This window comes from Pseudomonas sp. ENNP23 (genome assembly GCF_001728945.1).
GTDB lineage: Bacteria > Pseudomonadota > Gammaproteobacteria > Pseudomonadales > Pseudomonadaceae > Metapseudomonas > Metapseudomonas otitidis.
Genome location: NZ_LYSP01000005.1, coordinates 99478 through 120689, shown reverse-complemented (window position 1 = coordinate 120689; position 21212 = coordinate 99478). Strand labels below are relative to the sequence as shown.

17 protein-coding genes are annotated in these 21212 nt (G+C 66.6%); 4 read left to right on the top strand and 13 right to left on the bottom strand.

What is annotated here, in order from left to right; translation table 11 throughout:
• Positions 1 to 98: 98 nt before the first annotated feature.
• From A9G05_RS26400 to A9G05_RS27590, 5 genes are all read right to left on the bottom strand, one after another.
• Entirely contained in the window at positions 99 to 1040 is a 942-nt protein-coding gene (locus A9G05_RS26400; RefSeq protein WP_083272497.1) for an AraC family transcriptional regulator ligand-binding domain-containing protein, read from the bottom strand.
• A gap of 8 nt (positions 1041 to 1048) precedes the next feature.
• Positions 1049 to 2047, bottom strand: coding sequence for a fimbrial protein (locus tag A9G05_RS04825; protein ID WP_069559886.1), 999 nt, complete (start codon positions 2045 to 2047; stop codon positions 1049 to 1051).
• A gap of 13 nt (positions 2048 to 2060) precedes the next feature.
• Positions 2061 to 4538, bottom strand: a complete 2478-nt coding sequence (locus A9G05_RS04820; protein WP_069559885.1) for a fimbria/pilus outer membrane usher protein — start codon at positions 4536 to 4538, stop codon at positions 2061 to 2063.
• A gap of 14 nt (positions 4539 to 4552) precedes the next feature.
• A complete protein-coding gene (locus A9G05_RS04815; protein ID WP_240919486.1) occupies positions 4553 to 5236 on the bottom strand; it encodes a molecular chaperone in 684 nt (227 codons plus the stop codon).
• 88 nt (positions 5237 to 5324) lie between these two features.
• Positions 5325 to 5867, bottom strand: coding sequence for a fimbrial protein (locus tag A9G05_RS27590; protein ID WP_069559883.1), 543 nt, complete (start codon positions 5865 to 5867; stop codon positions 5325 to 5327).
• A 333-nt stretch (positions 5868 to 6200) separates the two neighbouring features.
• Here A9G05_RS27590 and ettA point away from each other — a divergent pair, with 333 nt between their 5' ends.
• Positions 6201 to 7868, top strand: a complete 1668-nt coding sequence (gene ettA / locus A9G05_RS04805; RefSeq protein ID WP_069559882.1) for an energy-dependent translational throttle protein EttA — start codon at positions 6201 to 6203, stop codon at positions 7866 to 7868.
• A gap of 57 nt (positions 7869 to 7925) precedes the next feature.
• Here ettA and A9G05_RS04800 read toward each other — a convergent pair whose 3' ends face one another.
• Positions 7926 to 8561, bottom strand: a complete 636-nt coding sequence (locus tag A9G05_RS04800) for a hypothetical protein (protein ID WP_069559881.1) — start codon at positions 8559 to 8561, stop codon at positions 7926 to 7928.
• A 403-nt stretch (positions 8562 to 8964) separates the two neighbouring features.
• Between A9G05_RS04800 and gdhA the strand changes: the two genes are divergently transcribed.
• Entirely contained in the window at positions 8965 to 10299 is a 1335-nt protein-coding gene (gene gdhA, locus A9G05_RS04795; protein WP_069559920.1) for an NADP-specific glutamate dehydrogenase, read from the top strand.
• Between the two features lie 119 nt (positions 10300 to 10418).
• Here the strand turns inward: gdhA and A9G05_RS04790 are convergent, their stop codons facing one another.
• The 7 genes from A9G05_RS04790 to A9G05_RS04760 form a co-directional block, all read right to left on the bottom strand.
• A complete protein-coding gene (locus tag A9G05_RS04790; RefSeq protein WP_069559880.1) occupies positions 10419 to 10793 on the bottom strand; it encodes a hypothetical protein in 375 nt (124 codons plus the stop codon).
• Positions 10794 to 10894: 101 nt separating this feature from the next.
• Complete coding sequence (gene rtcA / locus A9G05_RS04785) at positions 10895 to 11920, bottom strand: RNA 3'-terminal phosphate cyclase (protein ID WP_069559879.1); 1026 nt, start codon at positions 11918 to 11920, stop codon at positions 10895 to 10897.
• 88 nt (positions 11921 to 12008) lie between these two features.
• Positions 12009 to 13388: a HEAT repeat domain-containing protein gene (locus A9G05_RS04780; protein WP_069559878.1), complete on the bottom strand. Its 1380-nt coding sequence runs from the start codon at positions 13386 to 13388 to the stop codon at positions 12009 to 12011.
• 47 nt (positions 13389 to 13435) lie between these two features.
• The gene (locus A9G05_RS04775) at positions 13436 to 14338 is read right to left on the bottom strand and encodes a hypothetical protein (RefSeq protein WP_069559877.1); all 903 of its coding nucleotides are present in this window, start codon (positions 14336 to 14338) and stop codon (positions 13436 to 13438) included.
• 29 nt (positions 14339 to 14367) lie between these two features.
• Positions 14368 to 15171, bottom strand: coding sequence for a nucleotidyltransferase domain-containing protein (locus A9G05_RS04770; RefSeq protein ID WP_069559876.1), 804 nt, complete (start codon positions 15169 to 15171; stop codon positions 14368 to 14370).
• A 54-nt stretch (positions 15172 to 15225) separates the two neighbouring features.
• Positions 15226 to 16449: an RtcB family protein gene (locus A9G05_RS04765; RefSeq protein ID WP_069559875.1), complete on the bottom strand. Its 1224-nt coding sequence runs from the start codon at positions 16447 to 16449 to the stop codon at positions 15226 to 15228.
• 660 nt (positions 16450 to 17109) lie between these two features.
• Entirely contained in the window at positions 17110 to 18660 is a 1551-nt protein-coding gene (locus A9G05_RS04760; protein WP_069559874.1) for a TROVE domain-containing protein, read from the bottom strand.
• A 241-nt stretch (positions 18661 to 18901) separates the two neighbouring features.
• Between A9G05_RS04760 and A9G05_RS04755 the strand changes: the two genes are divergently transcribed.
• Complete coding sequence (locus tag A9G05_RS04755; protein WP_069559873.1) at positions 18902 to 19510, top strand: YiiX family permuted papain-like enzyme; 609 nt, start codon at positions 18902 to 18904, stop codon at positions 19508 to 19510.
• A gap of 2 nt (positions 19511 to 19512) precedes the next feature.
• Complete coding sequence (gene rtcR, locus A9G05_RS04750) at positions 19513 to 21114, top strand: RNA repair transcriptional activator RtcR (RefSeq protein ID WP_069559872.1); 1602 nt, start codon at positions 19513 to 19515, stop codon at positions 21112 to 21114.
• Positions 21115 to 21212 lie beyond the last annotated feature (98 nt).

Genomic DNA, 21212 nt, shown 5'->3' with positions numbered 1-21212 from the left:
GAGCGTCCGGCGGGCCGGAATCACCGGCGCGCCGCAGCAGGAAAACGCCCGCAGCCGGTGCGCGAGCAGGGACCCCGATCAGCCTTCTTCGGCGCTCGCTACCGTTGCTTGGGGGGGGAGGCTGTGGAGGTGACGGTTGTTCCCGGGGTGGGGTGTCGGCGTTCCGGCCATATCTGCGCTGGCGCCAGCTCCAGGAGCGCGGCGATGGCGCGCTCGACCCGGGGATAGGGCAGGCGTTTGGCATTCTTAACCGCCGCACTGGAGACACCGAGTTGGCGGGCCACCTCCGCCAGGCTGTGGCCTCGTGTGCGCAGTTGGTACTTGACCCACTCCCAACGCTCGTCTTCGTCCTGGGGGATATCGAGGGGGAGCGAGGCAGGGTGCGGCGGTTGATCAAGGTAGGCCAGCAGGTGCCTGTGCAGGGCGGGTTGGGCTGTGCGTAATGGCCGCTCGAGGGCGGCACGGGGGAAGTGCAGGCGGTTGTGCAGGCGTTCGAAGGCAATGGGGCAGGCGAAGGCCTGCCGGTGGAACCGTTCGTCGTTCGGCGCGGGGTGGGCCAGCTCGAGCCGCAAGGCCTGGGTGGATGGTTCGGTCAGCGGGGCCAGGGCATTGGCCAGCAGGGCCAGGATGAGTTCGTCGAACTGCCGGGTGTGGGGAGGGGCCCCGGGCAGCAGGCGGAATTCCACTTGCAGGCCATGGGCGCCGAGTCTCAACTCCAGCCGGGCGGGGGTCACCAGCCAGGTCAGGTGGCGCTGGGCGCACCTCAGTGCTTCGCCGAAGGTGCAGGCGCTCTGCACGGCCTGGCCGTAGAGACCGAGCGCGCCCAGGTCCAGCCGGGTGCCCTGGTACAGGCCGATATGGGGGAGGGGGCCCTCGTCGGCGTGCTCCAGGAGGTTGAGAAAGTCGTCCAGGGGCCAGGACGTGCCCGGCAGCAGGGCGTCTGGACCGTGGCCCAAGGCCTTGGCGAGGGGGGGGAGCAGGTGGCGGCAGCCCAGCAGCAGGCTGGCGGAGATCACCCGCCCCTCTGTGGTGTCAGTCATCGGGAGGGTCAGTAGTAAATGAGTGTGAACACTAACGCGCCGTTGGCGATACCAGCGTTGAACGGTTCGTTCAGCCTTAGATAACGCGCGCTGTAGGGAAAGGCGTACGACTGCCCTGGGGAGTCGGTCAGTGCCAGCACGCCCCGTACCACGCGGTTATCCAGGGGGGCCGGCCCCGTTTGCCCCTCGAAGCGCTGGTGCACCTCGATGGCCACGCCCTGGGCGCTGTCGGGGCCAGGGCTCAGGCGCATCAGACCACGGGCGGCGTCCACGGCGCCGTCGCTGGGGCGCAGGGCGATGCCGATGTCGTTCTGCTGCCAGCCGGCCTGTCCGTCGAAGAGCCGGCGGGTTCCGTGGAACGGTGGGCAGTTGACCAGTCGCACGGCGAAGTCGACCCAGGGTGTGGCATCGCCCGGCTGGGCCAGCAATGCCGCGGAGAAGGTGCCGAGGACGACGTCGACATCGGTGGCCATGCAGGTGCTGCTGACCAGGTTGAGGCTGCCGCTCAGCTCGGTTCGCCCTATTTCGCCAGTGCCGCAGTGGAGTGACAGTGCAGGCAATTGGTCACCCGCCAGTGCGCCGGGTTGCAGGGTGGGTTCGGTCTTCACCAGTTGCAGCACCACGGCCGCACCCTGGGCAGTCGACAGGGCGGCGCCGCCTGGTGCGCTGTAGCGCACGCCGACGCCTGGCAGGCCGGTCTGGTAGACCGGCGCCTCGGCTGACTGGGCGTCTTGCCAGAGGGACTGTGCCGGGCGAGGGATGAGTTCGAGTGACAGGGGCTGATCGGCATCGTCGCCGCTGGTGACCTGGGGGGCCGGCAGCCACTGTTCATACAGCACGCTGCCGATGGGGGCGGAGGCCGGCAGGCTGATGGCGGGTGCTCCGAACGGAACCTGGCGACTGCTCGCCGTCATCGCCTGGCAATCAGCCTGGGCGTGGAGCGCTAGCAGACTGGTGAAAAGAGGGGGCAGCCAGGCGGCCAGGCGTATGAAGTGCAGGGTCGGCATGGTCGGCTCCTGATCAGGGGTGGCAGATGAGGTCACGGGGCGGCTCATTGGCATCGGGCAGCGGATGGGGAACCTGGAAGCGGCACTGCTGTTCGGTAGCTTTGCCCCAGGTGGCCATGAGTGTTTCGGGTTGGTTCTCCAGGCGCAGGTAGATGAGGCCACCCTGGCCGACCACGCCCAGTGCACGGCCCTGGTCGTCCTGCAGGCTTGCGCTGAAAGGAAGTGGGGTGTTGTCCGGCAAAACGCCACGGGCCAGCAGGACGCTGCCGGAACGCGTGGGGTACTTCACCATCAGCACGGCGCCGCTGCGGGGGGCTGCGCGCTGCTCGGTCTCGTCGAACTCGACGGTGTCGGCAGAGCCGGCCGGGTCGAGGATCAATTCGTTCATCTGATAGGGCTGGAGCCCGGCCACGACCGCGTGACCTTGACTGTCGAGCACCAGGCCGGGCTGCCTGGCAACCCGGGCCCCCGCGCCGCCCGGTGCGACCAGCACGGCGAATGTATCGCCCTGCATGGGGGTCAGGGTGACGCCCTCCGGGTGGGCGACCAGGCTGCCGTTGAGACCGAGCGTGGTGTTCCGGTAGCCGTTGCCCTGGGTCATGGCACCGCTCACCAGTGCGCGTGACGACTGGTAGGTACCGCCGAGGCTGGTGGAGCTGGAGCTCTCGCTGCTTCGGGCCCGGGAGAGCGAGTACGAGAGCTGGCGCGCGCTGCCTGCACGGCCTCGCAAGGCCAAGCGTTCGTCATAGGAACCGTCGTGTTGGCGGGAGAAGGTGCTGGACAGGCTTTCGATACCGCCAAAGCGTGCGTCCAGTGGAATGCTGAGCGTCAGTCGCGCCTGGCCGTCGGGTTGTCCCCGGGCGTCCCGGACGCGGGTGAGGTCCAGGCCCAGGCTGACTCGATCAAAGCGATGGGCGTAGCCAATCTGGTACTGCCGCGCCCAACGCGGGTTCCCCCAGTCACGCTGGAGTATCACGCTGGTGTTGAGCTGCCCGGCCGCGCCGACATTGAGCGTAAGGTTCGCGCTTGCTCGGTCGCGCAGTCCGGCCATCGTCGCGTCGGCTTGCACGGGGCGCGGCGAATCCTGGCGGTGTGCTGCGCGGTTGAGGGACTGGTAACCCGGTGATGGGGCATGGCGCACCTCCATGGCGAGGCTTGGCCCGTCCGCGGGCCAGCTGCGTGCATAGGCCAGGCCTAGGCTGCTGCCCTGCTCGCGCTGGCCGTGAATCCGCGCCTGGCTGCGGGTGAGGTCGGCCGCGAGGGCGCCCAGTCTGGTATTGAGCGCTGTGCCAATCATCAGGGCGGTGTAGCCGGGGCTGGCCTGGCCTCCGAGGTAGGCAGTGGTGCGGTTGTCCAGGCCACGTCTGAACAGACCATCCAGCATCATGGGCTGGCGCTTGAGCGACGGGGCGCGCAGGCGTCCGGCCGCCAGGCTGAAGCGCACCTGGCCCGGCCGCAGCAGTTCCACTGCCGGGCTGTAGGGCAGCGAGATGCGCTGCTCGCTGCCATCGGCTTCCAGGACCCGTACTTCGAGGTCCCCCCCTCGTCCGGGGGGGACGAGGTCATCCAGTTCGAAAGGCCCGGGGGCGACGTTGATCTCCTTCAGCAGGGTGTCGCCCTGCCAGACCTGGACACGTGCCTGGGTTCGGGCGACCCCTCGGAAGACCGGTGCGAAGTTGCGCTGGGAGTAAGGCAGCATGCGGGCGTCGCTATAGAGGCGAACGCCGCTCAGGGGCACGCTCGGGAGCAGTTGCCCGCTGCTGTTGACCTCGCCGATTTCCAACTGGCTGCTCCAGTCGTCCAGATCACGCTGCAGGTAGGTGGCTGCGTTGTGGTAGGTGGATGGGACGCCGCTCTGCCAGGCCTGGCTGCCCTGGTGGCGGAGTCGCCAGCGGCCCAGGTTGAGCCCGCCATCCAGGCTGAGGAAGAGGTTGTCGGTGGTGCCGCTCTCCTGTTCCTGGCGACTGGCATTGAGGTTGTAGCCGAGCGCGAGGGCCGTTACGCCTTCGTCCCACAGGCTGCGGTCCACATAGTCATTAGCATTGCGACGCAAGGCGAACTGGGGGATTTGCAGGTTCAGCACCAGTTCCGCCATGTCGAAGCGGGCTTGCCCGGCGTCCACTTGGTCTTCCAGGCGCCCGCAGGTCGCAGGGGCGATCGTGTGCAGGCGTGCTGCATCGACGCCAATGAGGACGAGCATGTCCGGCTGCAGGCAGGGAAAAGGGCCTCGGTCGTCGGTAACGACCTCGATCTCGCGGCGCAGGGCGATCCGTTCGTTCACGCGGATATCCACCGGGTAGCGGCCCGGCACCACCGGGTACTCGTCCTCGAACTGGCTGAGGTCGAAGTCTCGCGCTTCAGGGGGCAGGAAGGCGTCGTCGAAGACGATGGGGTCGTCGGCAAGGCAATACCTATCCAGAACCAGACACCCTCCAAGTGCCAACAGCACGAGCAGCAGGCAGCGGCAATGCCGCTGCAAAATGGGGTGCATCGAGGGTCAGGGGGTCAGGGGGTCAGGAGGGCGTCATGATCAGCGCTGGCACCGAAGTCGTTGATGATCCGGAATTCGACGGGCGCTTTACCGGAGGCTTGGTGTAGCCCCTTGAGCGGCAGCCGCAGGGTTTCCTTGGGGGCGACCATGGCGGAGCCGTTGTCCAGCGGAATGTTCTGACCGTCGAGGCGAATGCCGACAAAGGTGATATGGAACGGACCCGGGTTGCTGCAGACCAGCTCGCCATCCCGAACCATCCACTGCAGGGTACCTATGCCGGATTCCAGGCTGCCCAGCCCCTTGGGGCGGTAGAACAGTTTGAGTCGGCTGGAAAAGGCCACCTGCAGCTTGTTGCTGGCGCTTCCGGCTGCCGGTTTGGGGGGCAGTTCGAGCACGTTAAGCCAGAACAGCGATTCGCGGTCCTGCGGCAGGCCCTGTTCAAGCAGGCGGATGCGCAGGCTCTGGCCTTTACCCGGATTGACCCGGGACACCGGGGGGGTCAGCAGGAAGGGGCTACGGGCCGTTGCTACGCTTTCGATGTTCGGGCTCTGGTCGATCCAGGCTTGCGCCAGTGCTGGCAGTTCCCCGTTATTGGTCATTTGAACGGTGATCTCCCGTTCTTCGCCGGGGTAGATCACCCGGGTACCGGTAATGACGATGCCCCCTTGGGCGAAGGCGGGAGCGAGCATGGCAAGCATGCACAGCCAGGTGCGGATAGGGTTCATGGTGACTCTGTGACTGGAAATGAAGGGGGGAAGGCAGGCATTGCACCTGCCCTCCAGGGTGTTACGGGTAGCTGATGACGTAGGTCGCGGTGGACTCGACGGCACCCGGGGTTACAGCAGCCTTGGCGTAGTAGCGCACCTTGTAGACGGCACTGCCCTGGCCGGCGGTCAGGGTGAGGCCGGTGCTAGTCCCACCAATCAGGTCGAGGGGGTTGCCATTGTTGTCAGTCAGTTCCAGAAGCGCGTTGTCGGCCGGGTCGGTCGCGGCGATGTTGCGCAGGTAGTTCCCGTCCGAGTTGGAGGAGTAGAACACTACCTGGGCCTGGCCGGAGTTGGTCAGGCAGTCTTTCACGCTGATGGTGAAGGGGGTATCGCCGGTGGTGTTGCCCGGAAGTTGCAGGAGAGATGCGTTGGCCTCAGGCAGCGTGACGTTGGCAATGGCAGGGCTCACCACGCCGTTGACGGCGACGGTGCAAGTCTTCTCGACGATCTTGCCGTTGAAACGGATTTCCCCGGTGTCAGGGCCCGCGTTTGCAGCGAAGGCGGTGAGGCTGGCAGTGGAGAGTGCGACAACGGCGGCGGAGGCCATCAATTTCCTGATCATGTTGCGTTCCTTGATTAAGTAAGTGTGGATGTCTGCGCCGTGTACTCCCGGGGCATGGGCAGACCGGCAGCATGTTAGAAAGAGCGGCCTGTGGGACGCTTGCCAGCGTTCTGTAAGGAGGGGAAGTGGTGTTCCGGGAATTCGGCTATCACCTTGGACATAGTGACGATGCTGAGCTACAGGGGGAGGGGGCGTTGAGGGAGGCGCGCGGCGTTTGCACAACCCCAGGGGAGCTAATAAGCTGACGCACTTTCCCATCCATTCCGTCTGCGGCCAATGCCTTGCCACGCAAGCCATTGGCCCGATTCCACACGTTCAGCGAGGTCAAACAGTTTGGCTCAGTACGTCTACACCATGCATCGGGTCAGCAAGGTCGTGCCCCCGAAGCGTGAAATCCTCAAGGACATCTCGCTGTCCTTCTTCCCCGGCGCCAAGATCGGCGTGCTCGGCCTGAACGGCGCAGGTAAATCCACCCTGCTGCGCATCATGGCCGGCGTAGACACCGAGATCGACGGCGAGGCCCGCCCGATGCCGGGCATCAAGGTCGGCTACCTGCCCCAGGAACCGCAGCTCGATGCCAGCAAGACGGTCCGCGAGATCGTCGAAGAGGCGGTCGGCGAGATCAAGCAGGCCCAGGCGCGCCTGGACGAAGTCTATGCCGCCTATGCCGAGCCGGATGCCGACTTCGATGCGCTGGCCGCCGAGCAGGCCAAGTTGGAGGCCATCCTCCAGGCCGCCGACGGCCATAACCTGGAGCGCCAACTGGAGGTCGCCGCCGACGCCCTGCGTTTGCCGCTGTGGGACGCGAAGATCGAGCACCTGTCCGGTGGCGAGAAGCGCCGCGTGGCGCTGTGCCGCCTGCTGCTGTCAGCCCCCGACATGCTGCTGCTCGACGAACCCACCAACCACCTGGACGCCGACTCCGTCGCCTGGCTGGAACACTTCCTCCACGACTTCCCCGGCACCGTGGTGGCCATCACCCACGACCGTTACTTCCTCGACAATGTCGCCGGCTGGATCCTCGAACTGGACCGTGGCCACGGTATCCCCTTCGAGGGCAACTACTCCGGCTGGCTGGAATCCAAGGCCAACCGCCTGGCCCAGGAAGCCAAGCAGGAAGCCTCCCACGCCAAGGCCATGAAGGCCGAACTGGAGTGGGTGCGCCAGGGCGCCAAGGGTCGCCAGGCCAAGTCCAAGGCCCGTCTGCAGCGCTTCGAGGAAATGCAGTCCCAGGAATTCCAGAAGCGCAGCGAGACCAACGAGATCTACATCCCGGCCGGTCCGCGCCTGGGCGACAAGGTCATCGAGCTGCACAACGTCACCAAGGGCTACGGCGATCGCGTGCTGATCGACGACCTGTCCCTGAGCATCCCGAAAGGCGCCATCGTCGGCGTGATCGGCGGCAACGGTGCGGGCAAGTCCACCCTGTTCCGCATGCTCACCGGCAAGGAGCAGCCGGATTCCGGCCGCATCGAGATCGGCGAGACCGTGCAGATCGCCAGCGTCGACCAGAGCCGCGACAGCCTGGACGGCAGCAAGACCGTGTGGCAGCAGGTTTCCGATGGCTTCGAGCAGATCAAGATCGGCAACTACGAAGTCCCGTCCCGCAGCTACGTCGGCCGCTTCAACTTCAAGGGCGCCGACCAGCAGAAGTTCGTCAAGGACCTCTCCGGTGGTGAGCGTGGTCGCCTGCACCTGGCCCTGACCCTGAAGCAGGGCGGCAACGTGCTGCTGCTCGACGAACCGTCCAACGACCTCGACGTGGAAACCCTGCGTGCCCTGGAAGAGGCACTGCTGGACTTCCCCGGCGCCGCCATCGTGATCTCCCACGATCGCTGGTTCCTGGACCGTATCGCCACCCACATCCTGTCCTACGAGGACGACGGCAAGGTGACCTTCTTCGAAGGCAACTACACCGAGTTCGAAGCGGACCGCAAGAAGCGCCTCGGCGAGGCGGCTGCCCAGCCGCACCGCGTGCGCTACAAGAAGCTGGCTCAGTAAGCCGGCAGCACCACGAAAAACGGAGCCCTCGGGCTCCGTTTTTCATTCCGGGGGCGCTTACTTCACCTTGCGGCTCAGGTCCTCCAGGCTGCGTTGCAGCTGATCGATGCGGCTGTCCTGGCTGTCCACCTCACGCTTGAGGCCGGACAGGTCGCTGGAGGAGGAACTGCTGCGCTTGGCATCCTCCAGTCCACGCTGCAGTTGATCGATGCGGTTGTCCTGGTTCTCCAGCTCGCGCTTGAGGCTGGAGATATCGCTGGACGACGAACTGCCACGCTTGGCGTCCTCCAGGCTGCGCTGGAGCTGATCGATCCGCCCCTTCTGGCTGTCCAGGTCGCGCTGGACGTTGGACAGGTCCGACGAGCCGGTGGTGCGCTTCACCTCCTCCAGCTGGCGGTTCAGGGTGCTGATGGTGCTGGCCTGGTCACTGACCTGCCGGGTCAGCTTCTCCAGGCTTTCCTGGGTTCTCTTCAACTGCTCCTGCATCTTCTCGAGGGTGTCGATGCTGATGCGGGATTCCTTCAGCGTTGTGCCACCGAGCGGATTGCGATCGACCGTAACCAGGTTGCTGTAGCTGCTGGACGAACTGCCGACCTCGATGCCCGCCTGAGCCGCCCCGGCAAGACCCGCCAGGACCAGGGCGGCCAGGGAAGCGGTGAAGGGACGGACAGAACGCTTGGGCAAGCTGGACATGAACAGGTGCTCCTGAGTAGGTGCCGATATGGCACATCGCTATGACTGGAGCGCCGGGGTGCCGTTCCGTTTGTCGGGACGGATCAGTTGTATCCAATCATGACGGCCGATGACGACACGACGGCAGTGGATCGCCGAGCCGGTTTACCTGTGTCGTGAAAACGTAACTTTCTGGTGCTGGCAGCGCTCTAAAAAAGTGCAAAAACGCCAGAATCCGATAGCACGGGTATCTGCCGGAACAGAGCGTTCGGAGCGTAGGTTTATGGTGTGTGGTGGCGGGGATTTACAGCAAATGCACCAAAAAATTTCATCAATGCGTCATTTTGCCCTGTTTATGTGCCGGATCGCTTGCTAGAGTCTCGCGCTACCGATTGTCCACAAAAGAAAAATACTGGTGAGCATCATGACTCCTTCCCTGGACCTGTTCCTGCAACGGCTCAAGCAACGCGACCCCCACCAGCCCGAATTCCACCAGGCGGTGGAAGAGGTCCTGCGCAGCCTCTGGCCCTTCCTTGAAGCCAACCCCCGCTACCTGCGCGACGGCCTGCTGGAGCGTCTGGTCGAGCCCGAGCGCGCCATCCTGTTCCGCGTGCCGTGGGTCGATGACAAGGGCCAGGCTCAGGTCAACCGTGGCTTCCGCGTGCAGATGAGCAGCGCCATCGGCCCCTACAAGGGCGGCCTGCGCTTCCACCCCTCGGTCAACCTCGGCGTGCTCAAGTTCCTGGCCTTCGAGCAGGTGTTCAAGAACTCCCTCACCTCCCTGCCCATGGGCGGCGGCAAGGGCGGTTCGGACTTCAATCCCAAGGGCAAGAGCGATGCCGAAGTGATGCGCTTCTGCCAGTCGTTCATGAGCGAGCTGTACCGCCACATCGGCGCGGACCTGGACGTACCCGCCGGCGACATCGGCGTCGGTGCCCGCGAGATTGGCTACCTGTTCGGCCAGTACAAGCGCCTCTCCAACGAATTCACCTCGGTGTTCACCGGCAAGGGCCTGGCCTACGGCGGCAGCCTGGTGCGCCCCGAGGCCACCGGCTATGGCTGCGTCTACTTCGCCCAGGAAATGCTCAAGGACCAGGGCCGTGGTTTCGACGGTGCGCGCGTGGCCATCTCCGGGTCCGGCAATGTGGCGCAGTACGCCGCGCAGAAAGTCATGGAGCTGGGTGGCAAGGTGATTTCCCTGTCCGACTCCGGCGGCACCCTGTTCATCGAAGACGGCCTGACCCCCGCGCAGTGGGACGAGATGATGGAGCTGAAGAACGAGCGCCGTGGCCGCCTGGAATCCCTGCAGGGCGCAGGCTTGCGCTTCCTGGCCGGCGAACGGCCGTGGAAGCTGGCTTGTGACATCGCACTGCCCTGCGCCACCCAGAACGAACTGGACGCCGACGACGCCCGCACCCTGCTCGCCAATGGCTGCATCTGCGTGGCCGAGGGTGCCAACATGCCCTCCACCCTCGAAGCGGTGGATGCCTTCCTCGAGGCCGGCATCCTCTTCGCCCCGGGCAAGGCCTCCAACGCCGGCGGCGTCGCCACCAGCGGCCTGGAGATGAGCCAGAACGCCATGCGCCTGCACTGGACCGCTGGCGAAGTAGACCAGCGCCTGCACGGCATCATGCAGAACATCCACCATGCCTGCGTCTACTACGGCGAGGAAAACGGCCGGATCAACTACGTGAAGGGCGCCAACATCGCCGGCTTCGTCAAAGTGGCCGACGCCATGCTGGCGCAGGGGCTGGTCTGACACGACCCACCCGCACCCGGACGAACAAGGGCAGCCAATCGGCTGCCCTTTTCATGTCGCCCCGGCGGCAGGGCCTGTGCGCTACAACGGGCCGTGTAGTCCGCACATAGGCCTCGCACTCAATCACTGTGCCCACCCAGGGCGCGAGCGGCCGCGCGGTCCTTGTCCCGCTTCCACTCGTCATCACGGTCCCGCGTCACCTGTTCGCGGAACTCCCGCAGCTCCTGGCTGCGCATCTGCTCCTTGCACTGCTCGAAGCCGTCGCCCCAGCCCTCGGCATAGGTGCGGTCGCGCAGGTAGCGGGGCACGTCCTTGCGGAACTCGCCGGTTATCGCCCTGGCGGTCTGGCGGCCGCTGCTGCAGCCGTCCTGGTAGCCGCTGGCGAACGCCGGTGGATAACCCTGGGCAACCGGGTAGTCATGGGTGGTCTCGCAACCGGCGAGAAGCAGGGCCGCGCAGAGCAGGACAGGCAGGGTGGCGCGCATGCACGCCATGGTGAGCTCCCATGCGCCGTAGGGCAGGCGCCTTCGCCGGATGGTCGGGGCGCGGACCGGGTCCGCGCGCCCATTCTCGGCAGCGGGATGTCGTCTTTTCGTCAAGACGCCGTGAGCGTGACGTTGTGGAAGTCTTCCCGCTCGCTCTGGATCAGACAACGCACGGGCAGGAATTGCTGGATCACCTCGATGTTGCTGGTCAGGTGGTCGCTCAGCACGCAGGTGCTGAACTGCCCGCCGCCGGCCAGGGCCATTGGCAGCAGCAGCTGGTCGGCCAGGTATTCCGAGGTGACCGCCCCGCTGGCGAGCCAGGCCAGCAGCGGCCGGATCGCCAGGTCCGCCACCCGTTCGGCCGACAGGCGCGTCTGGCCCAGGGCGCAGAACAGCTCGGTCACCGCGTCGCAGCCCACCTTCAGCAGCAAGGCATTGCCCGGCCCCATGCCGGGTGCGAGGTAGGCGCGTTTCAGCGCCTCCTCCGGCCAGCCCAGGCGCATCGCCACCTGGCGCAGCTCGCGCTCCCCGACGTGGTGCGGGATGTTGGCCAGCACGGCCGTGGCTTCCTGCTCGCGTACCTCGCCGCGTGCTGGCAGCGCCAGCGGGCGCAGTTCGCCCGGCTGCACCTGCAGCATCACCTCACCACCGCCGGCGGGCATGAAGCCATGGCGTAACAACTCCATCTCCACCTGGGCGCCCATGCGGCGCAGCAGGGGCAGCCAGGCATGCTCGATGAAGTCCGCCGGCGGGGCCAGCGGGTTGTGGGTGCCGCCGCTTATCCACAGGCGAGCCGGGCTGTCGGCGAACAGCAGGGCCGGCAGCAGGGTTTGCAGCACCAGCGTGCAACTGCCCGCACTGCCGATGGCGAAGCGGTAGTCGCCCCCGCGAATCGCGCCGGGAATGAAGGTCAGCTCCATCGAGCCCAATTCGGCCCCCTGGGTGCGTGCGCCACAAATCTGTGCAGAGGCCTGGACCGCCGTCAGGTGCTGGCGCAACAGGCCCGGACGCCCGCGCTGCTTGCGGATGTTGCGGATGCGCATCGGGCGGCCGGTGATCATCGACAGGCTCAGCGCGCTGCGCAGGATCTGGCCACCGCCGATGGCGCCGTCGAGTTCGAGAAAATCCGTGTTCATGGTTCGGTGTTCCAATCCGTTGTTCGTGCCCGGCGGTCTGGCCAGGCCAATGGTGCACTGGGTTGCGAGTTGTGCGTCGTTTGCCTGCTCACAGCGCCCTGATCAGCGCCGAGAGCTCTTCCTCCGGCATCAACTGCTGGCCACGCAGGCTTTCCAGCCGGGCCTTGAGCTGGGTCGTGCTGGTCCAGTTGACGAGTCTTTTCTGCCTGTGGCGCCAGGCGCTGAGTGCCTGCAACCAGGGTTCGCGTGATGCTTGCGGTGCCTCGCAGAGCCCGTCCAGCAGTGCCTCCAGCTGGGCGTGGGTGGGGAGTATCCGGCTGAGGCGAAGACCGCCCGCCATGTCGGTTGCGGCAAGGCGTGTCATCGCGGTCCGGAGTGCGGGTTCGAACGCTGGATGGCAAAGGCGCTCCAGGCCCTGCAGCGCTTCGACGACCACGCCCGGCGCGCGGTCATCCAGCAAGGCGAGGCAGGCATCGCCGGCCTGCTCCGGAACCTGCTCCACCAGCACCTGCAAGCCTCTGCGGCGGACCGACGGCAAGGATGAGGCGAGCGCCTGGCGGGCCAGGGGCACGGCCTCATCCATACGCAGCTCGGCGGCCTGGCCGAGCACGCCGTGCCAGCGCCCCCTGTCCGCCGGGTCCAGCACCAGCGCCCGGCGTACCACGGCCGCCGCATCGACACCGTGGCGCGGTGCGGCCCAGCGGGCCAGGTCGCGGACGGATGGTGAGACGTCCAGCAGGGCCGTTTCCAGCCAGCCGTGCAGTTCCGGTGCATTGGGCTCGGCCTTGATCAGCGCGTACAGCGCCCTGGCGCGCAGGCGGCCGTTGCGGTCCGAGAGGGCCAGCCGCCAGAGCGGTGCGGCGGATTCCGCCGGCAGGCGGCCTAGCCTGTCCATGACCCGGGCACGCAATGCCGGATCGGAGTGCACCAGGGCCTTGTCGATCAGCTCGGCATCCGGCTGTTCTTCGTTTGCCAGGGCGTCGAAGACGAAGCGGGCTTCCTGGCCGCGCAGGCCTGGCAATGCCGCCCGCACGCTGCCTCGCAGAGCGGGCTCGCGCAGGCGCGCGCGGATGCGCTCCAGGGCCACGCTGTGGTCGGCGCGCTGCTTGCGCTGCAGGTCCAGCAGCAGGTCGAGGTTATCCAGCAGGCTTTCGGCCGTGGCGTTGGGTTGCCGGTGCTCCAGTTCGGCCCGGGCCAGTTCGCGCAGGCTCGCCACCGGGTCGTTCAGGCAGACGAGGCAGTAGGCGAGGGCGGTTTCATCCTCGCGCTCCAGCTGGCGACGCAGCACGCCCTCGCGGATGAAACCGTTGCGTTGCAGCGGCAATTCGCGGGCCGTGATGACGGTCCCATTGGCCAGTACGGTTTCGGCCTCGTCCAGCCGGTACCGCAGCCAGTCGGTGTACTCGCCCGCTGCCTGTTTTACGCGGAGTTGGTCCCGCCAATGGGCGAGCCATTGTGTGGTGTTCATTGGGTTCTCCTTGGAGGGGGATCAGGCCCCATCCGCTTCCCGCCGGCTCATGGCTTCGGTGCGGGCGTGGTCGATAGCTGTGCCAGCGGCACGGTCTCCGGGCGCAGGGTCGCTGCGCAGGCGTACAGGCGGGTGGTTTCCGTCTGGGCTTCGGCGTCGCTTTCCGCCACCTGTGCCAAGGCGTAGCGGGCCGCTGCCGGCGCGCCGGTATCGATGACTGCGTAGGCTGCCAGGCAGCCTTCCTGCTGGTCCCGGGCGGCCATGGCGCTGGGGTGGCGCTCGGCGACCACGGCGCGCAGGGCTGGCGAGGGCGGTGCCATCGCCTCGGTGAAGGCCGTGCGATCCGGGTGCCAGGTCAGGCGGCGCGTCTCCAGGCGGTCCGCTGTGTCGATCGCGGCGGCATGCTCGTGCACCAGCAGCACCGGGCCGTCGCCCGTGGGTGCCAGCACCCAGCTCTGGTTCGGCCCCGGGGCTTCGTCGTGGGACCAGGCCAGGTGTGGGCCCTGGGGCGTGGCGAGGTACAGGGCGTGATGGCGCTTGGGGTGCTCGAAGCCACCCATCTGGCTGACCAGCAACGCGGGTGTGCCATCCGCCAGCCGCAGCAGGCGAGCGGCCGCGCTGACCTGCCCCTCTTCCTCGCCGGTTATCCACACCCTGGGTGCCGCGTCAGCCCCCAGGGGCGTGCCGGCGCCGTACAGGGGGTCGGGCGCTGCCAGGCTGGCTGGTGCCGCTGTCGCTGCCCAGGGCAGCGCCAACGTGGTGCCGTGTCGGCGGCCGTCTTGCAACAGGCGCAGCTCGAACGGGCAGGGCGCGGTGGTGCAGGCGGGCAGTGACAGCTCGTAGGCCGTCGCCGAGTCCAGGGGCAGGGTGTCCAGCACCTGGCGCTCCTGGGCGGCGAGGCCGCTGGTCAGGCCCAGGAGCAGCAGGCCGGTGAAGGGTTTGAAGTCCATTTCAGCGGTTCTCCATTGAGGCGATGGCGTCAGGTGGCGTGGGTGTGCACGCAGTGACGCATGAATTCATCCAGCAAGGCGTCGTCCCCCTGGCCGCGCGGCAGTTGCGGGGCTTCGCCGGCGCTGGCCAGCTGGGCCTCGATGAAGGCGTGCAGCACCTCGCGGCGCGGGCCGTGGGTGGCTTCGGTGGCGGCACGCTTGAGCTGCAGCAGCTCGTCGATTTCCGCCAGCAGCGCCGGGTCGTCCAGGGTCACCAGCAGGTCCTCGAAGGGCATCGGCGGGCGGCCACGGCCCTGGTCGAGCCAGCGTACCGCCAACAGTGGGCGCAGGACGTAGAGGTACTTCTTGAAACGCACCTCGTCGCCTTGCAGGTAGCCACGGAAGTTCTTCTTGGCCATGGACAGGTAGTGATGGCGCACGGCCCGGGGCGACCAGAAGGCTTCGGCCAGTTCGCGCAGGCGCGCGGTGGCGGCGTCGTCCTGGCGGTAGACCAGGGGCGAGTCGAGCCACTCCAGCAGCGTGGGGTTGGAGTTGCGCAGCAGGCGCAGGGCCTTGCGCAGCTCCCAGCCGCTCACATCCAACTCGTCGTCCAGCGGGCGCTCGATCACGTCGCGCGGCTCGCGTACCTGCAGGTACCAGTCGGGCTGCTCGACGTAGACGAAGCGCACGTCGTAGTCGCTGTCGCTGGAGGCGAAGCCCCAGGCGCGGCTGCCGGATTCGCAGGCGTAGAGCACGGTGACGTTGCGCTCGCGCTCGACCCGTTGCAGTTCCTCCAGCACCCGCTCGCGCATGGCGGCGGGGAGGGGATGGCGGTTTTCCAGTTTCTGCAGCATCAGCCGCTCTCCCTCAGGGGCGAAAGGCGTTGGGAGGGCAACGCCGATCGTTTCTCATCCTTTCACACAGACTACCTGGCGCAGGGTATGCACCACTTCCACCAGCTCGCGCTGGGCGTGCATCACGGCGTCGATGTCCTTGTAGGCCATTGGGATCTCGTCGATCACGTCCTCGTCCTTGCGGCATTCCACATGGGCGGTGGCGCGGATCTGGTCGTCCACGGTGAACAGTTTCTTCGCCTTGGTGCGGCTCATGGTGCGGCCGGCGCCGTGGCTGCAGGAGCAGAACGCCTCCTCGTTACCCAGGCCGCGCACGATGAAGCTGCGCGCGCCCATGGAGCCCGGGATGATGCCCAGCTGGCCCTTCTGCGCCGATACCGCGCCCTTGCGGGTCACCAGGACTTCCTGGCCGAAGTGCTGCTCCTTCTGCACGTAGTTGTGGTGGCAGTTCACCGCTTCCAGGTTGGCCTCGAAGGGTTTCTTGATCACCGTACGCGCCGCCGCGATCACGGCGTGCATCATCAGTGCGCGGTTCTGCTTGGCGAAGTCCTGGGCCCAGCCCACGGCCTCCACGTAGTCGTCGAAGTGCTGGCTGCCTTCTTCGAAGTAGGCCAGGTCGCGGTCCGGCAGGTTGGCGATGTGCTGGCGCATATCGGCCTGGGCCAGTTCGATGAACAGGCTGCCGATGGCGTTACCCACACCGCGCGATCCGCTGTGGAGCATGAACCAGACGCGCTGGGCCTCGTCCAGGCAGACCTCGATGAAGTGGTTGCCGGTTCCCAGGGTTCCCAGGTGCTTGCGGTTGTTGGTCTTCTCCAGGCGCGGGTACTTGTCGGTGATCACCTTGAAGCGCCCGGCCAGGGCCGACCAGGCGTGGTCCGCCAGCTCCGGCACGTCTTCCCAGGACCCCTTGTCTCGGCCACCGCGAGCGGGGCTACGACCGTGGGGCACGGCCTTCTCGATGGCGCTGCGCAGGCCCGCCAGGTTGTCCGGCAGGTCGGAGGCGGTCAGCGAGGTGCGTGCGGCGATCATTCCGCAACCGATGTCTACGCCCACGGCGGCCGGGATGATGGCGCCGACGGTGGGGATCACGCTGCCGATGGTCGACCCCTTGCCCAGGTGCACGTCCGGCATCACGGCCAGGTGCTTGAAGATGAAGGGCATCTTCGCGGTGTTGATCAGTTGCTTGCGCGCGTCCTCCTCCACCGGTACGCCCTGGGTCCAGAGCTTGATCGGCTTGCCGTTGGTGACTTCCAGCAGGTTGTAGTGCTTTTCCATGGTTCCTTCTTTCCTTTCAAAACGGCGACAAGTCGGGTGAAACGGCATCGCGCTCTATCCGATTGAGCTACGGCCCCGGAGAGCCGGCGGGAGTCGAACCCGCGACCACGACGTCCTGTAGTTCCACCGGCATTCGCCGGGCAAATTCGGTTGGCCGCCTGGGCGGCCGGGGTGCAGCGACAAGGGATGTGGACATGAATTGCTCTACCCGCTGAGCTACCCGTTGCCGGGGCGGGGCTCGAACCCGCGACACATGTAGTGCCCATTGCATTCGCTGCCGACCCTTGCGGGCCGTGGTGAAACAGGTGCGACGACAAAAGGTGGTGAAACGTTTTCGTGTTCTACCGTTGAACTACGGCCCCGCAGTATTGGAGCCGACGGGATTCGAACCCGCATCTCGACCGTTGGAGGGTGTAGTTCCACCGGCATTCGTCGCAAAACTCAAGGTGGCACGACAAGGGAAGGTGACTGTTCCGCGTTGCCGCGGGCCGGAATCGAACCGGCTCAACCGATGTACAGCCACCTGCATTCGTGCCGCGCGCTACGGTGACAAGAGTGTGCAGGGACATCGGTGATGGAGTCCCGGCTGCATTCGCCGTCTCGCGCTTCAACGCGTTGCGGGCCCCACCCCATTGCGGGGCCCTTGTTCAGTTCCTATCGCTACAGCTCGGTCGCCTCGATCAGCTCGACCCAGTGCCGCGCGCCGTATTCGCCATTGGCGAACTGGGCGATCACATCGAATACCGCATCGCCGAAACCGCCGACGTTGAGGATGTCCGCTTGCTCCTGCGCCTGGGTGGTGCCGTAGGGCTGGATGTCGATGCAGACCATCTTCGCCTTCGGGTTCAGCCGCTTCAGCTGCTGCCACTGGAGCATGGTTTCGGTGGCGCCGCGCCGCTTGGCGTCGATCCAGGATTCGTTGTCCGAAACCAGGATCAGCGTGTCCACCTTGGCCTTCTCCTTCACCAACTGCGCCAGCGGGGCCGAGCAGTTGGTGCCACCGCCGCCGATCGAGGCCAGCTTCTGCGCGTTGCTCATCACGCTGTCACGCGGGTTGAGGCGCACGTCCACCACCTGGTTCTCGAACGGCATCACCCGCGCCGCCGGCTGCTTGCGCAGTACCGCTGCGGCCATCAGCGCCGCCACGTCGATGCAGCGCACCGTGCTGGTGGCGCCAGGGCGGTAGCCGGTGGCCGGGCTCTGCATGGAGCCGGATACGTCCGGGCACACCACCACGTTGCCGCTCAGCGCCGGCACGTTGGCCAGCGACAGTTCCAGGGCGTCCTGCAGCGCCTCGCGCACCGGCTCCGGTACGTCGCTGCCGGCCATCGTGTAGGCGGTCAGCAACTGGTACGGGTAGACCCGTGACTTGGCCACTGCTTCCCGGTCCGCCAGCCGCGCGGCAACCGCATAGGCCGCGCCGGGCAACTGGAACACACCGTGGCGCGCCAGGGTGTTGAGGTTCATCCGCAGGGTCTGCCAGCCCATGCGCTGTGCCTGTTCCAGCCATTGCGCGGCGCTCAGTTGACGGTCGCCCAGCAACTGGAAGGGCACGTCCGGCAGCTCGTCGCTGGCGCCGCTGCGGAAGGCCAGCAGGGCGCGGGTCAGCGGCGGCAGCGCGTCGGCATCCGCCGGCTTGCCGAGTACCCAGGCGAAGAAGGCTTCACGCCAGGCTTCGCTCGGTTTCGGGTGGACCATCTTCAGCACGTCCGCCAGGGACGGCTGGTTGCCGATCGCGGCCTGCAGCAACTGGCGCTCGCTGGCGGTATTCAGCCACGCCTGCACCAGGCGCTTGGGCTGTGTACCGAGCGATTTGCGACCGGTCACGCCGCTGCGCAGGATCTGCACGACGTTGCGCAGCATCTTGCCGTTGTCCACCACCTGGCCGAAAACCGCCGGCAGCAGGGAGGAACGTTGCGCCGCGAGGGCGGCCACCAGCAGGGCCGGCATGTCCTTCATGTGGCCGGCACGGCGGGCGTAGATGGCGGTCTTGGCCACGAAGGCCGCGTCCAGCTGGGCCACCAGGGCCAGCACCTCGGCCAGTTGCTCGGGAGCGTCGGCGTAGAAGGTCTGGTTCAGGCAACCGGTCATCGCCAGCTGGGCCAGCTTGTGCTTCGGTTGCAGGGCGTAGGCACCGGCCTTGCTGCGGTTGTACGTATCCACCTGCGGCAGGCTGGCTGCCTGAGTGTTGAAGAGGGCGGTGTTGGCCATCGTGGCGTCTCGCTCTGTTGTCCTTTCGTTGAAAGGGATATAGCGAGCGGCGTGCCAGTTTCGTTTTTTGTTCCGGAAATATTTTTCAAGTAATTGATATTTAAGGATTTTATTTTTATGACGAGTGATTCAAGGATCTTGCCCAGGGGGCTTTGAGAAAGATATCCATATTCATAGATATACGAATTTATATTTTTGGATAAACTCGCCTTCACTGACGCACCCTCGACAAGGACATGCAATGCGCTTTTCACTATTTCTCATCTTCAGCCTGCTCGCCGGCCTGGCCCAGGCGGTGCCGCTGCCCGAGGTGCAGGAGGGCGACATCATCTTCCACCAGTCGCGCTCGGCGCAGAGCCTGGCGGTGCAGCAGGCCACCCACTCGCGTTACAGCCACATGGGGCTGGTGTTGCAACACCAGGGCCGGTTGCAGGTGTTCGAGACGGGGGCGCGGGTGCAGTACGTGCCGTTGGCGCGGTGGATCGCCCGGGGCGAGGGTGGCCACTACGTAGCCAAGCGCCTGATCCGTGCCGATGAGTTGCTGACCGCTGACGCCCTGGAGCATATGCACAGGTTGGCCGAGGGCCTGCGTGGGCGCCGCTACGACCTGACCTTCGAATGGAGCGATCAGCGCCTCTACTGCTCGGAGCTGGTGTGGAAACTCTACGAGCGTACCCTCGGCCTGCGCCTGGGCGAGCTGCAGCGCATTCGCGATTTCGACCTCAGTTCGCCGGTGGTGAAGGCGAAGATGCGCGAGCGCTACGGTCAAAAGGTCCCGCTGGATGAGACCGTGATCTCGCCGGTGGCGATCTTCGAGTCGCCCTTGCTGATTACCGTGGCGCAGGAGTGAGCATGGCCCGCAAGACCGTTGCCATCGGCTTCGTTGGCGCGACCCTGGACCGCATGGGCAAGGGCGCCGACCGCTGGAACAAATGGCGCCCCACTGTGGGCCTGTGCCAGCAGCCGGACCTGCTGGTGGACCGGCTGGAGCTGATCCACGGCAGCGATGCCCGCGACCTGGGCCTGTCCCAGCGCATCAAGGGCGACGTGGAGCAGGTGTCGCCGCAGACTGAGGTGCGCCTGCACGAGATGCCGCTGCGCAACCCCTGGGACTTCGAGGAGGTGTATGGCGCGCTGCATGATTTCGTCAGCGCCTACCGCTTCGACACCGAGCACGAGGACTACCTGGTGCACATCACCACCGGCACCCACGTGGCGCAGATCTGCTGGTTCCTGCTCACCGAGGCGCGCTACCTGCCGGCGCGGCTGGTACAGACCTCGCCGGGCCGGCGTCGTGAGGAGGATCGCCACGCCATCGGCACCCATTCGCTGATCGACCTCGACCTGTCCCGCTATGACCGCATCGCCTCGCGCTTCCAGCGCGAACAGCTGGAAGGGCTGGAGCTGCTGAAGTCGGGCATCGCCACGCGCAACCCGGCGTTCAACCGCAGCATCGAGCAGATCGAGCGGGTGGCGGTGCGTTCGCGGGCGCCGATGCTGCTGATCGGCCCCACCGGTGCGGGCAAGTCCTTCCTGGCGCGGCGGGTGTACGAACTCAAGCGGGCCAGGCACCAGGTGGCGGGGCGCTTTGTCGAGGTGAACTGCGCCACCCTGCGCGGCGACGGTGCCATGTCGGCGCTGTTCGGCCACCTCAAGGGGGCCTTCACCGGCGCGCAGAGCGCCCGTGACGGCCTGCTGCGGGCGGCGGACGGCGGCATGCTGTTCCTCGACGAGATCGGCGAACTGGGCCTGGACGAGCAGGCCATGCTGCTCAAGGCCATCGAGGAGAAGCGCTTCTTCCCCATGGGGGCGGACCGCGAGGTGGAGAGCGACTTCCTGCTGATCGCCGGCACCCACCGCGACCTGCGCACTCGGGTGGCCGAGGGGCTGTTCCGCGAGGACCTGTTCGCCCGCATCAACCTCTGGACTTTCGAACTGCCGGGCCTGGCGGGGCGCCGCGAGGACATCGAGCCGAACATCGACTTCGAGCTGGAACGCCACGCCCGCGACCAGGGGCGCCTGGTGCGCTTCAACCTGGAGGCGCGACGTCGCTACCTGGCGTTCGCCTGTTCCGCCGAGGCGCGCTGGAGCGGCAACTTCCGCGAGCTGTCGGCCTCCATCACGCGCATGGCGACCCTGGCCGACAGCGGCCGCATCGACGAGGCGCTGGTGCAGGAGGAGATCGACCGGCTGCGCCGCGCCTGGGGCAACGAGTCTGGCCCGGATGACGGCCTGGCGGCGCTGCTGGGTGAGCGCCTGGCCGAGCTGGACCGCTTCGACCGCCTGCAACTGGCAGCGGTGGTGGCGGTGTGCCGCGAGGCGAGCAGCCTGTCCGAGGCCGGACGGCTGCTCTACGACGTGTCGCGCCAGGCCAAGGCGCAGCCCAATGACGCGGACCGGTTGCGCAAGTACCTGGGCAGGTTCGGCCTGGAGTGGAAAGACCTGGCGCGGTAGGGCGTGAAGGCGCGGGCTCACGGTGAGCGTGCCGATCCGGGCACAGCCGGTGCCGGCGTGCTCGGCTATCCTGTCGGCCTTTTTCACCCGCCATGCAA